This window comes from Streptomyces sp. NPDC046308 (assembly GCF_055588065.1).
On the sequence record NZ_JBVJFB010000006.1, the window covers coordinates 391734 to 403940 of the forward strand.

Genomic DNA, 12207 nt, shown 5'->3' on the forward strand with positions numbered 1-12207 from the left:
GCACCGCACGGAAAACGGCTGGCCGGCCGCCGGGCCGTCCGGCACGGTGGGCCCATGCACGCCGCCACTCCCACGCCCACACCCGCACCCGCACCCGCACCCACCCGCCAGATCCGCGCCTCGCACACCGCCACCACGGTCACCGTCTACCAGGCGTACGCCCCCCGCATAGGCGAGCCGGCAGCCCGCGACGGCCGTTTCCCGCCCGCCTGGAAGCGGGAGCGGATGACGTGGATCAAGCCCTCGTTCCTGTGGATGATGTACCGCTGCGGCTGGGCCACCAAGGTCGACCAGGAGACCGTGCTCGCCGTCGAGATCAGCCGCGAGGGCTTCGACCGGGCCCTGCGCGAGGCCTGTCTCTCCCACTACGTGCCGGGCGTGCACGCGGATCGGGCCGCCTGGCAGGAGTCCCTGCGCGGGGCGCCCGCCCGGGTCCAGTGGGACCCGGAGCGCGACCTCCACCTGAACCCGCTGCCGTACCGCTCGCTCCAGCTGGGCCTGTCCGGTCCGGCCTCGCGCGCGTACGCCGACGAGTGGACGGTCTCCATCCGCGACGTGACGCCGCTGGCCCGGCGGATCCACGGCCTGCTGCGGTCGGGCGAAGCCGAGGCGGCACGCGCGCTGCTCCCTGCGGAGACCCCGTACCCGGCGGGCCCGCTGGAGCACCTCGGTGCGGGGGCCGCCGTCAGTCCCGGATGAGCAGGACGACGAATCCCGCGACGACGCCCAGCAGCACGCAGAACCAGGCGACGCGGGGCCGCGACTCGCGCAGCACCGGGAGGTAGTGGTCGGCGGCGAAGCGGCCCGGCCCGGTCAGGGTGAGGGCGACGACCCCGGCGAACAGCAGCACTTCGAGTTCCACGCCCTTCGGCGGGAAGTAGGCGCTCAGCCCCCGGACGTCGAGGACGTTGATGAGGACGCCGATCAGGGCGGCGCCGGCGAGCGGGGTGAGCAGGCCGAGGGCGAGGCCGAGGCCGCCCAGGGTCTCGGACAGGCCGGCGATGATCGCCATGGCGTCCCCGGCGGGATAGCCGGCCATCGTGAAGCCCTTGCCGGTGGCGTCGAGGCCGGGGCCGCCGAACCAGCCGAAGAGCTTCATGGTGCCGTGGCCGACCATGCTGAGGCCGACGACGAGCCGGAGCACGAGCAGGCCGATGTCGTGGGTGGCGGTGGTGGCGGGGGTGGCGGGGGCCGAGGCGGCACGGAAGAGCGCCTGGTCCCGTCGATCTTGCGTCATGAGCGTCCGTTCCTCCGTCGCCTGCGAGCGACGGCCACCGTATGACGCCGGTCCGCGATGACCCGGCCGCAACGTCGCCGACCCCCGCCGACGACCCGTTCGGCCGCAGGCCGCCACGGCCGGGCGTGGGCGAGGTCGGCCCGGCCGGCCGGTCGGCTGCGCCGCGGGTCGGCTGCGCCGCGGGTTGGCTGCGCCGCGGGTTGGCTGCGCCGCTCGGGCGGGCTACGGCGGGCGGTTGCACCGGGGCCTGGTCGGGTGCGGGGGTCGGTTGGGGTGGGGGCGGGCGCGCGCCGGGGCGTCTCCTCGGGCGCCAAACGTGACGGGAGGTCGGACAGCTCGGCGGCAGTGCGTTCGGCACCCTGCGGGGATCACCCCGACACACACCCACCCCCACCCCAACCGACCCAGCTCGCCCCGCCAATTCAGCCCCGCCGCGCAAGTTCAGCCCCTCCGGCGTTTGAGGAGGGGGGGGTCCCCCCGGACGGAGTCTGGGGGAGGGTCCGGGGCGGAGCCCCGATCTTGGGGCCGGGCCCTCGGCCGGGCCGCGCCGATTCGGCCTCGCCGCACCAAATTCAGCCCCTCCGGCGATTGAGGAGCGGGGTACGGGGCGGAGCCCCGGGCTTTGAGCCGCACCGGCCGGCGCCGCGCCCCGCCGGCGGGGTGCGGGGCGGAGCCCCGGGGAGAATCGCCCGCCGCGCCCGGGGATACGGCAGACTGGAGGTTTGGCCGCCCGCGCCCGGGCGGCCGTCTCACCGCCGGAAAGGGACGCGCGTGAACGGACCGCTCATCGTCCAGAGCGACAAGACCCTCCTGCTCGAGGTCGACCACGAGCTCGCCGGAGCCGCGCGGCGCGCCATCGCTCCGTTCGCCGAGCTGGAGCGGGCCCCCGAGCACATCCACACCTACCGGATCACCCCGCTCGGCCTGTGGAACGCCCGGGCCGCCGGGCACGACGCCGAGCAGGTCGTCGACGCGCTCGTCGAGTACTCCCGCTACCCCGTCCCGCACGCGCTGCTCGTCGACGTGGCCGAGACGATGGCGCGCTACGGCCGCCTCACCCTCTCCAAGCACCCCGTGCACGGCCTGGTCCTGACCAGCACCGACCGGCCCGTGCTGGAGGAGATCCTGCGGTCCAAGCGGATCACCCCGCTGGTCGGCGCGCGGCTCGACGCCGACACCGTGGCCGTGCACCCCTCCGAGCGCGGGCAGATCAAGCAGACGCTGCTCAAGCTGGGCTGGCCGGCCGAGGACCTCGCCGGTTACGTCGACGGCGAGGCGCACGCCATCGACCTCGCCGAGGACGGCTGGGCGCTGCGCCCGTACCAGCAGCAGGCCGTCGAGGGCTTCTGGCACGGCGGCTCCGGCGTGGTCGTGCTGCCCTGCGGCGCCGGCAAGACGCTGGTGGGCGCCGGGGCCATGGCGATGGCCAAGGCGACCACGCTGATCCTCGTCACGAACACCGTCTCGGCCCGCCAGTGGAAGCACGAGCTGGTCAAGCGGACTTCGCTGACGGAGGAGGAGATCGGCGAGTACTCCGGTACCCGCAAGGAGATCCGGCCCGTCACGATCGCCACGTACCAGGTCCTGACGACGAAGCGGAAGGGTGTCTACCCGCACCTGGAGCTGTTCGACTCCCGGGACTGGGGCCTGATCGTCTACGACGAGGTGCACCTGCTGCCGGCGCCGGTATTCAAGTTCACCGCCGACCTCCAGGCCCGCCGCCGCCTCGGTCTGACGGCCACCCTCGTGCGCGAGGACGGGCGTGAGTCGGACGTCTTCTCGCTGATCGGGCCGAAGCGGTTCGACGCGCCGTGGAAGGAGATCGAGGCGCAGGGCTACATCGCGCCGGCGGACTGCGTCGAGGTCCGCGTCAACCTGACGGAGTCGGAGCGGCTCGCGTACGCGACCGCCGAGACGGAGGAGAAGTACCGCTTCTGCGCGACGACGGCGACGAAGCGGAAGGTCACGGAGGCGCTGGTGCGCAAGCACCGGGGCGAACAGACCCTCGTCATCGGGCAGTACATCGACCAGCTCGACGAGCTCGGCGAGCACCTGGACGCCCCCGTCATCAAGGGCGAGACCTCCAACGCGCAGCGCGAGAAGCTCTTCAACGCCTTCCGCGAGGGCGAGATCAGCGTGCTGGTCGTGTCGAAGGTCGCGAACTTCTCCATCGACCTGCCGGAGGCCACGGTCGCCATCCAGGTGTCGGGCACCTTCGGCTCCCGCCAGGAGGAGGCGCAGCGCCTGGGCCGTGTCCTGCGTCCGAAGGCGGACGGCCACGAGGCCCGCTTCTACTCGGTCGTCGCGCGCGACACCATCGACCAGGACTTCGCGGCGCACCGCCAGCGCTTCCTGGCCGAACAGGGCTATGCCTACCGGATCATGGACGCCGACGAGCTGCTGGCGAGCGACTGACCGAGGGGGCGCCGAGCACTACGCTGGCTGCATGCCGCACCAGGAGATCTACGAGGTCCTCTTCACCGAGTCGGCGGGCCGCGACCGTGATGGGTTGGAGCCCGTGCGCCGCGCGTCCTTCGACAAGGCGCTCGAGATCCTGGCCCGCGATCCGTACACGGAGCTCTCGCGGCCGATAGGAGCGGGCGAGCAGGATCGTGAGATCCGGCTCACCTCAGAGATCGTGGCCGAGTACATGGTGTCGCGCGGGCGCCTGCTGCTCGTGGTCCTGCGGGTCTTCGACGACGCGGACATCCTGCTGCCCGAGGGCTGACCTCGGCGCGGGGACCCGCCGGGCGATCAGCAGGGCCAGCAGGGGGACGGACCAGACCCACAGGGCCGGCCAGTCCGGCAGCGGGGTGCTGCGGGCGGCGGCGGGCAGTTGGCGCATCCAGGCCCTTGCCGAGCGCGGCGCCCGGCCGGCCGAGGTCCCACAGGACCAGGCAGGCGAGGGCGAGGTTGACCTGGCCGGGGAGCGGCGCCTGGAACAGCGGCCCCAGCCACAGTCCGGCGACGGTGGCGGCCAGGACGGGCCCGGGCCTGGCCGCCAGTCCCGCGAGCCGCCAGGACAGGCTGATCAGCAGGGCGAGCAGCCCGGCGTCACCGAGGAGCAGGACGGCCTTCAGTACGCCGGCGGGCAGCCCGGCGGCCGGTGTGAACAGGATCGCCGCGAACGGCGGATACGCGGCGGACGGACGCCACTCGGCGGCGGAGAACCCGTCGAGGAGGGCATCGGCCACCGGCACCCGCAGCGCGACGCCGAGCACGCCCAGCACGAGCAGCGACCCGGTCACCAGCACGCCGGCGAAGGGCAACGGGAAGCGGCTGTGGGCAGGGCTCCGGGTCACGCGCGAGACCCTAGTGGATCACCCAACGCACCCAGGGGTGTTGCCGGTACGGGCGCGACCACCCCGCCGCCGGCGAGCGCGGGCGGCGGCAGTGGTCAGCGGCGTATGACGCCGGCGTCCTCGGCGTATTCGCCCAGGACGACGACGCTCACGGCCGCCGCGGCGAAGATCCTGGCGGCGTGCAGGGCGCGGCCGAGGCGGTGGGTGGGACGGGCGTCGGAGAGGGGGGTGGCGCCGCGCGGGCGGCCACCCTGGACCGGGGTGAAGGTTGCGGTGCTCATGTGTCCATGGTGCTTTTCCGCCCCGCCCGCCACATCGCCCTGGGGGCTGAACCTCGGGCCCCGCGGCATCCTCCTCCCGGCCCATGCCGACCCCTCGGGACCTCCCTGAGGTATGACACTCCCCCGTATGACACCCGTACGGGGGTCCCGTGCGGGACGGACGAAATCCATTCGCGCCGCCCCGCCCCGGTGGTTAGAATCTCCGCTCTTGCCGCCTCCCACCGCCTCATCGGGGAGAGCCGCCCCCCGGTTGGAAACCGGCGGGCTTCTGTTCCGCACCAGCAGCTGGAGGCAGTCCCGTGCCCGCGCACGCCCCCGAGTCCGAGTCCGACCCGCTCGCCCGCGAACGGGCCCACCTCTCTCGCTCGCGCTCCGCCCTGCGCGCGATGCGCGAGGACGTCGAGGCCCTCGACATCCGCGACGTGACCGCGAACTGGGTCAACGCGATCGTCCTCCAGGCCCAGATCGACGACCGCATCAAGGCCCTCGCCGACCTCTCGCACACCCCGCTCTTCTTCGGCCGCCTCAACTACCTGCACGCCCCCGGCGCCGAGCTCGCCGAGGGCGCGGAGGGCGAGCAGTTCTACATCGGCCGCCGCCACGTCCACGACGCCGACGGCGATCCGATGGTCATCGACTGGCGCGCGCCCGTCTCGCAGCCGTTCTACCGGGCCTCCAAGGCGGACCCGCAGGACATCGCGCTGCGCCGCCGCTTCGGCTACACCGGCGGCGAGCTGACCGCGTACGAGGACGAGCACCTGTCCGACCCGGCCGAGGCCGCCGCCGTCAGCAAGCTGCTCCAGCAGGAGATCGAGCGCCCGCGCGTCGGCCCCATGCGGGACATCGTCGCCACGATCCAGCCGGAGCAGGACCAGATCGTCCGCTCCGGCCTGTCCGGCTCCGTCTGCGTGCAGGGCGGTCCCGGCACCGGGAAGACCGCCGTCGGCCTGCACCGTGTCGCGTACCTCCTCTACGCGCACCGCGACCGCCTCGCCCGCACGGGCACGCTCGTCATCGGGCCGAACCGTTCCTTCCTGAACTACATCGAGCAGGTCCTGCCCGCGCTGGGCGAGCTGGAGGTCAAGCAGGCCACCGTCGACGACCTGGTCGCCCGCGAGGGCCTGGAGGTACGCGGCACGGACGCCGCCGAAACCGCCGTGGTCAAGGGCGACGCCCGGATGGCGGAGGTGCTGCGCCGCGCGCTCGGCTCGCACGTCACCGCGCCGACCGAGCCGCTGATGGTGGTGCGGGGTTCGCGGCGCTGGCGGGTGCCCGCGTACGAGATCGCCGAGATGGTCGAGGAGCTGCAGAAGCGCGACATCCGCTACGGCGCGGCCCGCGACGCGCTGCCGCAGCGCATCGCGCACGCGGTGCTCGTACGGATGGAGCAGGCGGGCGAGGCGCCGGACGACCGCGTGCAGGACGCGGTGGCCCGCAACGCGGCGGTGAAGGCCGCGGTGAAGGCGGTCTGGCCGGCCGTCGAGCCGGCGAAGCTGGTGCTGCGCCTCCTGTCCGACCCGGACTTCCTCGCCCTGCACGCGGCGGACGTCCTCACGGCGGACGAGCAGAAGCTCCTCCTGTGGCCGAAGCCGTTCCGGAGCGTGAAGTCGGCGAAGTGGTCGGCGGCGGACCTGGTCCTCATCGACGAGGCCGCGGACCTGGTGGAACGGACGCACTCGCTGGGCCACGTCGTGGTCGACGAGGCCCAGGACCTGTCGCCGATGCAGTACCGGGCGGTGGGCCGGCGCTGCACGACGGGCTCGGCGACCGTTCTCGGCGACCTCGCGCAGGGCACCACCCCGTGGGCCACGCGCAGCTGGGACGAGGCCCTGACGCACATGGGCAAGCCGCAGGCGGTGGTGGAGGAGCTGACGGCGGGCTTCCGCGTGCCGCGCGAGGTGATCGCGTACGCCTCCCGGCTGCTGCCGTCGATCTCGCCGGGCCTGGCCCCGGTCTCCTCGGTCCGCGAGACCCCCGGGTCCCTGCAGGTCTCGCAGACCTCGGATCTGACGGCGGACGTGGTGGCGGCCTGCCGCGCGTCGCTCGCCCACGAGGGGTCGATCGGCCTGATCGCGGCGGACGCGCGGATCCCCGTCCTCGCGCAGGCCCTGCTGGCGGCGGGGCTGCCGTACCTGTCGCCGGGCGAGGAGACCACGGCCGAGTCCCGCCTGACCCTCGTCCCCGCCTCGCTGGCGAAGGGTCTGGAGTACGACTACGTGGTCCTGGACGAGCCCGCCGCGATCGTCGACGGCGAGCCGGACGAACGCACGGGCCTGCGCCGCCTGTACGTCTGCCTCACCCGAGCCGTCTCGGGCCTCTCCCTCCTCCACTCGGCCCCCCTCCCCGCCGCCCTGTCCTGACCCGCGCCACCCACGGGGCCCCGGCCCTGGGGTCAGGTCAGGGCGGCGCGCCATTCGGCGACGGCTTCGGCCGAGACCGGGTGGTCCCACCCTGAGGGGCGGGCCGCGCCGCCGATGTGGAACGCGTCGAGGCCGGCCGAGCGCAGTGCCGGCAGGTGCGAGAGGGTCAGCCCGCCGCCGACCAGCATCCGCGCCCCGTACCCCGGCTCGCCCCGCCGCGCCGCCTCGGCGACCAGCACCGGCAGTCCCTCCTCGACCCCGGCCGCCGAGCCGGCGGTCAGGTACGTGTCCAGCCCGGGCAGGTCGGCCAGCGCCTTGCGCAGCTGGTCGCGGTCCGCCGCGCGGTCGATCGCCCGGTGGAAGGTCCAACGGCAGCCGGCCAGCTCCGCGACGACCGCCTCGACGGCGGCCAGGTCGGGGGTGCCGTCCGGGTTCAGGAAGCCGAGGACGAACTCCTGCGCGCCCTCCGCCCGCAGCTCGCGGGCCGCGCGGACCAGGACGGAGACGTCGCCCGCCGCGAAGCCGTCCGTCTTGCGGAGCATCACGCGCAGCGGGATGTCGACCGCCGCCCTGATCGCCGCGAAGGTCTCGCGCGGCGGGGTGAGCCCGTCGGCGGCCATGTCGGTGACCAGCTCGAGTCGGTCCGCCCCACCGGCCTGGGCCGCGATCGCGTCCTCCGCGTCGAGGGCGATCACCTCCAGGAGCGCACGGTTGCTCATTCGTTGCCGTCCTTCGTCCGGTAGGAAAAATAGGTCTAGTCCAATATCCAGGGTACGGGCCTCCACCCGGGCTCCACCAGCACAATCACGCCACCCCCACAATGTGCCCATGGACACAGGCACCCAGCACCGCGACACCCCCCGCAGCACCGGCCCCGACACCACGGCCCTCCGGGCCCGTTGGCGGGCCACCGTCACCGCCGCCGGAGCCGGCGCCGACCGCGATCCCGACCCGTACGCCGAGCGCCTGCTCGCCGCCTGGGCGGAGCCGCAGCGCCGCTACCACACCACCGCGCACCTGGCCGACGTACTCGCGCGGATCGACGTACTGGCTCCGCACGCCGCCGACCTCGCCGCCGTGCAGCTCGCCGCCTGGTTCCACGACGCCGTCTACCGCCCCGACCGCTCCGAGAACGAGGAGCGCAGCGCCGCCCTGGCCGAGCGCGCCCTCCCCGAGCTGGGGGTGGGGGCCTCCCGCACCGCCGAGGTGGCCCGGCTGGTCCGGCTCACCGTCACCCACGACCCCGCCCCGGGCGACACCGACGGCGAGGTCCTCTGCGACGCCGACCTGGCCGTCCTGGCCGGCGCCCCGGAGGCCTACGCCGCCTACGCGGCCGCCGTGCGCGCCGAGTACGGGTTCGTCCCGGACGAGGCCTTCCGCACCGGCCGCGCCGCCGTGCTGCGCCAGTTGCTCGACCTGCCCCGGCTCTTCCGCACGCCGTACGGCGCCGCGCACTGGGAGGCCCCGGCCCGCGCCAACCTCGCCGCCGAGCTCGCCGCACTGGAGGCCCCGGACGGCTCCGAAGCCTCCGATGCGCCCGACACCCCCGAGGCCTCCGAAACCCCCGGGGGAATGTGATCGCTTTCGCGCTGGTTGGTGACAGTCATGCCCGCAGATGCCGCACGCCCCCGCATGCCCGTCGCCGTCTACGTCCTCGGACTGTCCGTCTTCGCGCTCGGCACCAGCGAATTCATGCTCTCCGGGCTGCTGCCACCGATCGCCGAGGACATGGGCGTCACCATCCCGCAGGCGGGCCTGCTCATATCCGCCTTCGCGATCGGCATGGTGGTCGGCGCGCCGCTGCTGGCCGTGGCCACCCTGCGGCTGCCGCGCCGCACCACCCTGATCGCCCTCATCAGCCTCTTCGGCCTCGGGCAGGTCGCGGGTGCGCTGGCCCCCACGTACGAGCTCCTCTTCGCCTCCCGCGTCGTCTCGGCCTTCGCCTGCGCCGGCTTCTGGGCCGTGGGCGCGGCCGTCGCCATCGCCATGGTCGACCGCGACCAGCGGGCCCGCGCGATGGCCGTCATGATCGGCGGGCTGTCGATCGCCAACGTCCTCGGCGTGCCCGCCGGCGCCTTCCTCGGCGAGCACCTGGGCTGGCGCTCCGCGTTCTGGTCGGTCGCAGCGGCCTCCGCGGTCGCCCTCGCCGGCATCCTGGCGCTGATCCCGAAGATCCCGCTGCCCGCCGAGAAGCCCTCGCTCGGGCGCGAGCTGCGCATCTACCGCGACCGCCAGGTCTGGCTCTCCATCGCCGTCACGGCGCTGGCCGCGGGCGGCGTCTTCTGCGCCTTCAGCTACCTGTCACCGCTGCTCACGGACGTGGCCGGGCTGGACTCCCGGTGGGTCCCGTGGGTCCTCGCGCTCTTCGGCACCGGCGCGCTGGCCGGCACCACCGTCGGCGGCCGGGTCGCCGACGCGCACCTGTTCGGCGTGATGATCTGGGGCATCACCGCCTCGACCGTCTTCCTCGGCGCACTCGCCCTGCTGGCCTCGTTCCAGGTCGCGGTGGTCGCCCTCGCCTTCCTGATCGGCTTCTCGGCCTTCTTCACCGCCCCGGCGCTCAACGCCCGCATGTTCAACGTGGCCGGCGCCGCCCCGACCCTGGCCGGCGCCACCACCACGGCCGCCTTCAACCTCGGCAACACCGGCGGCCCCTGGCTCGGCGGCACCGTCATCGACGCGGGCCTCGGCTTCGCCGCCACCGCCTGGGCCGGCGGCGCGATGACGGTCACCGCCATCGCCCTCGCCGTGGTCGCCCTGCGCCTGGACCGCCGTACGCCGCCCCACCCGACCCGCGTGGTCGCCTCGGGCAGCCCGGCCCCGGGCCGCGCCGCGGCGCCCGCGGGGGCCCCGGCGGGCGCCTGACCCGGTCCCGGCTCCGGCCCGGTCCCGGCCCCGGCCCCGGCTCCGGTCCCGGTCGCCGCTCCGGACCCGGCTTCCTACGATGGGAAGGTCCGCTCGGGGACCAGGGGACCGCTCGGGGACGTGCGTCAGAGGTGATGCTCCATGGGCCGGTACCGCACGCCCACCGTCTTGGCCGCCGCCTCCCTGCTGCTGACCGCGCTGTGCGCGGGCCAGGCCCCCGCGTCCGCCCCGCCGGGCCGGGCCGACATCGACCCGGCGACCGCCGAGCAGCTCGACGACGCGATCACCGCGGCCATGCGCAAGGCCGCCATCCCCGGTGTGGGCGTGGGCCTGTGGATCGACGGCGAAGACCCCTACGTGCGCGCCTTCGGCACCGCCGACAAGGCCACCGGCGTCCCCATCAAGACCGACATGCACACCCGCATCGGCAGTGTCACCAAGACGTTCACCGTCACCGCCGTCCTCCAGCTCGTCGACGACGGGAAGGTACGGCTCGACGCGCCGATCTCGACGTACCTCGACGGCGTGCCCGGCGGCGACGAGATCACCGTCCGGCAGCTCGCCGACATGCGCAGCGGCCTCTACAACTACACCGAGGACCCCCGCTGGACGGCCGTCTTCAAGGCCGACCCGCACCGCTCCTGGACCCCGCGGCAGCTGCTGGACATCGCCTTCCGGCACCCGGCGGGCTTCGCGCCGGGAGCGCGCTGGGAGTACTCGAACACCAACACCGTCCTGCTCGGCCTGCTGGTCGAGAAGGTAGGCGGACAGCCCCTGCACACCTACCTGCAGCAGCACGTCCTCGAACCGGCCGGCCTGGACGCGACCTCGCTGCCGACCGGAGCGGAGATCGCGTCCCCGTACGTGCACGGCTACACGAACTTCACCCCGAACGGCGCGACCGTCGACGCCTCCACCTGGAACCCCTCCTGGGGCTGGTCGGCCGGCGCGATGATCTCCACCATGGACGAGCTGCGCTCCTGGGTCCCGACCCTGGTCACCGGGAAGCTGCCCGACGGCGACCGCCTGCTGGAGCCGGGCACCCAGGCCCAGCGGCTGCGCATGCTGCCCACCGGGCACCCCGACGTGGGCTACGGGCTCGGCATCGCCGAGCTCGACGGCTGGATCGGCCACAACGGCGAGCTGCCCGGCTACGAGACCATCGCCGTCCGGCTCCCGCAGGCCCGCGCCACCATGGTGATCGTGGTGAACTCCGACGTCGACGGGAAGTTCGGCAGCCTGAGCTCCCTCATCGCCAACGCGGTCACCAGGATCGCGACCCCGGACCACGTCTGGGACCTCCCGCCGGCGGCCCAGCCCAACACCGTCCCGGAGCCGTCCGCACCCGCGACCCCGGCCCCGAAGCCGAGCTCCTGACGTCCGGGCCTGTCTCCTGGCAGCTCCGACGCCTCGGAAGCGGGCCGATTACTCTGTCGTGATGGCCAAGAGGACCGAGTCGGAACTGGTGGTCGACCTGCGAGGCAGGCCGATCGAGACGCTCGATGATTTCTGGGACGCCGTGGCCGAGCCTTGCGGACTGCCGGATTGGTTCGGTCGGAACACCGAAGCCTGGCGGGACACCATCCAGACGCGGGGCATCTCCGAGGTCATCGACAGCCATGACGTCCTGGTCGTGCACGTGGACAAACGAGGAGTCTTCGCCGCCCGCAACCGTGAGGCCCGAGACCTGCGGAGCGCCTTCTCGGGGAAGCAGTCGCGCCTGGTCGTGCACGAGCTGCCCTGATCGTGCGCGAGCTGCTCCGATCGTGCACGAGCTGCCCTGATCGCCGCGTCGAGCGGGACGGGGCCCTGCCAATACCGCGTCGGGGGATGCGGATCCCGGCCAGGACGGCCTCGATGCCGGAGCATCCACCCGCCCGCCCAGCTAGGCCGCCGGGCGGCCCTTCGGGCGGCGCAGGCCGGCCGCGGTGAGCCGGCGGACGAGTTCCTTGCTGCCGATCTCCACGGCGCCCGCGCCGACCGCGTCCGCGTACCGGTACGAGGGCACGTCGTAGTGGTCCCGCTCGAAGGCCCGCGGCGGACAGCCGATGCGGGCCGCGAAGGCGTGCAGCTCCTCGTACGAGACGTCGCTGACCAGGTGGGACCACATGCGGCCGTGGCCCGGCCAGGTCGGCGGGTCGATGTAGACGGTCACGGGCGGC

General features: G+C 73.9%; 13 protein-coding genes. 8 read left to right on the top strand and 5 right to left on the bottom strand.

All coding sequences use genetic code 11. The features are described from left to right. The first annotated feature begins 54 nt into the window (after window positions 1-54). The gene (locus tag ACZ6JT_RS25220) at window positions 55-699 is read left to right on the top strand and encodes a DUF4291 domain-containing protein (RefSeq protein ID WP_469213058.1); all 645 of its coding nucleotides are present in this window, start codon (window positions 55-57) and stop codon (window positions 697-699) included. Here the strand turns inward: ACZ6JT_RS25220 and ACZ6JT_RS25225 are convergent. Continuing rightward, window positions 686-1237, bottom strand: a complete 552-nt coding sequence (locus tag ACZ6JT_RS25225) for a DoxX family protein (protein ID WP_469213059.1) — start codon at window positions 1235-1237, stop codon at window positions 686-688. The genes ACZ6JT_RS25220 and ACZ6JT_RS25225 overlap by 14 nt on opposite strands. A gap of 771 nt (window positions 1238-2008) precedes the next feature. Here ACZ6JT_RS25225 and ACZ6JT_RS25230 point away from each other — a divergent pair. Beyond that, window positions 2009-3652: a DNA repair helicase XPB gene (locus tag ACZ6JT_RS25230; RefSeq protein ID WP_469213061.1), complete on the top strand. Its 1644-nt coding sequence runs from the start codon at window positions 2009-2011 to the stop codon at window positions 3650-3652. A 31-nt stretch (window positions 3653-3683) separates the two neighbouring features. Next, entirely contained in the window at window positions 3684-3965 is a 282-nt protein-coding gene (locus ACZ6JT_RS25235; RefSeq protein ID WP_469213063.1) for a hypothetical protein, read from the top strand. On the opposite strand, the gene ACZ6JT_RS25240 is transcribed toward ACZ6JT_RS25235, so the two are convergent. Further along, window positions 3862-4539, bottom strand: coding sequence for a glycosyltransferase 87 family protein (locus ACZ6JT_RS25240; RefSeq protein WP_469213065.1), 678 nt, complete (start codon window positions 4537-4539; stop codon window positions 3862-3864). The genes ACZ6JT_RS25235 and ACZ6JT_RS25240 overlap by 104 nt on opposite strands. Before the next feature lie 95 nt (window positions 4540-4634). Beyond that, entirely contained in the window at window positions 4635-4820 is a 186-nt protein-coding gene (locus tag ACZ6JT_RS25245) for a hypothetical protein (protein WP_362859533.1), read from the bottom strand. Between the two features lie 299 nt (window positions 4821-5119). On the opposite strand from ACZ6JT_RS25245, the gene ACZ6JT_RS25250 reads away from it, so the two are divergent. After that, window positions 5120-7180 (top strand): HelD family protein, encoded by a 2061-nt coding sequence (locus ACZ6JT_RS25250; RefSeq protein ID WP_469213068.1) that lies wholly within the window; start codon window positions 5120-5122, stop codon window positions 7178-7180. 32 nt (window positions 7181-7212) lie between these two features. On the opposite strand, the gene ACZ6JT_RS25255 is transcribed toward ACZ6JT_RS25250, so the two are convergent. Beyond that, window positions 7213-7899 (bottom strand): copper homeostasis protein CutC, encoded by a 687-nt coding sequence (locus ACZ6JT_RS25255; RefSeq protein ID WP_469213069.1) that lies wholly within the window; start codon window positions 7897-7899, stop codon window positions 7213-7215. Window positions 7900-8008: 109 nt separating this feature from the next. Here ACZ6JT_RS25255 and ACZ6JT_RS25260 point away from each other — a divergent pair, with 109 nt between their 5' ends. The 4 genes from ACZ6JT_RS25260 to ACZ6JT_RS25275 all read left to right on the top strand — a co-directional run bounded on the left by ACZ6JT_RS25260 (window position 8009) and on the right by ACZ6JT_RS25275 (window position 11789). Beyond that, window positions 8009-8758 (top strand): HD domain-containing protein, encoded by a 750-nt coding sequence (locus tag ACZ6JT_RS25260; protein WP_469213071.1) that lies wholly within the window; start codon window positions 8009-8011, stop codon window positions 8756-8758. A gap of 54 nt (window positions 8759-8812) precedes the next feature. Continuing rightward, the gene (locus ACZ6JT_RS25265) at window positions 8813-10045 is read left to right on the top strand and encodes a Cmx/CmrA family chloramphenicol efflux MFS transporter (RefSeq protein WP_469213288.1); all 1233 of its coding nucleotides are present in this window, start codon (window positions 8813-8815) and stop codon (window positions 10043-10045) included. Window positions 10046-10186: 141 nt separating this feature from the next. After that, window positions 10187-11422: a serine hydrolase domain-containing protein gene (locus ACZ6JT_RS25270; RefSeq protein WP_469213073.1), complete on the top strand. Its 1236-nt coding sequence runs from the start codon at window positions 10187-10189 to the stop codon at window positions 11420-11422. A gap of 61 nt (window positions 11423-11483) precedes the next feature. Continuing rightward, complete coding sequence (locus tag ACZ6JT_RS25275) at window positions 11484-11789, top strand: barstar family protein (protein WP_469213075.1); 306 nt, start codon at window positions 11484-11486, stop codon at window positions 11787-11789. Between the two features lie 141 nt (window positions 11790-11930). Here the strand turns inward: ACZ6JT_RS25275 and ACZ6JT_RS25280 are convergent, their stop codons facing one another. Beyond that, window positions 11931-12200: a DUF4031 domain-containing protein gene (locus tag ACZ6JT_RS25280; protein ID WP_383569849.1), complete on the bottom strand. Its 270-nt coding sequence runs from the start codon at window positions 12198-12200 to the stop codon at window positions 11931-11933. Window positions 12201-12207 lie beyond the last annotated feature (7 nt).

Bases quoted from the DNA above. Each gene is read 5' to 3' on its own strand.
- ACZ6JT_RS25260 (WP_469213071.1), top strand. From the start codon at position 8,009: ATGGACACAGGCACCCAGCACCGCGACACCCCCCGCAGCACCGGCCCC.
- ACZ6JT_RS25220 (WP_469213058.1), top strand. From the start codon at position 55: ATGCACGCCGCCACTCCCACGCCCACACCCGCACCCGCACCCGCACCC.
- ACZ6JT_RS25255 (WP_469213069.1), bottom strand. From the start codon at position 7,899: ATGAGCAACCGTGCGCTCCTGGAGGTGATCGCCCTCGACGCGGAGGAC.
- ACZ6JT_RS25270 (WP_469213073.1), top strand. From the start codon at position 10,187: ATGGGCCGGTACCGCACGCCCACCGTCTTGGCCGCCGCCTCCCTGCTG.
- ACZ6JT_RS25225 (WP_469213059.1), bottom strand. From the start codon at position 1,237: ATGACGCAAGATCGACGGGACCAGGCGCTCTTCCGTGCCGCCTCGGCC.
- ACZ6JT_RS25235 (WP_469213063.1), top strand. From the start codon at position 3,684: ATGCCGCACCAGGAGATCTACGAGGTCCTCTTCACCGAGTCGGCGGGC.
- ACZ6JT_RS25275 (WP_469213075.1), top strand. From the start codon at position 11,484: ATGGCCAAGAGGACCGAGTCGGAACTGGTGGTCGACCTGCGAGGCAGG.
- ACZ6JT_RS25265 (WP_469213288.1), top strand. From the start codon at position 8,813: ATGCCCGTCGCCGTCTACGTCCTCGGACTGTCCGTCTTCGCGCTCGGC.
- ACZ6JT_RS25245 (WP_362859533.1), bottom strand. From the start codon at position 4,820: ATGAGCACCGCAACCTTCACCCCGGTCCAGGGTGGCCGCCCGCGCGGC.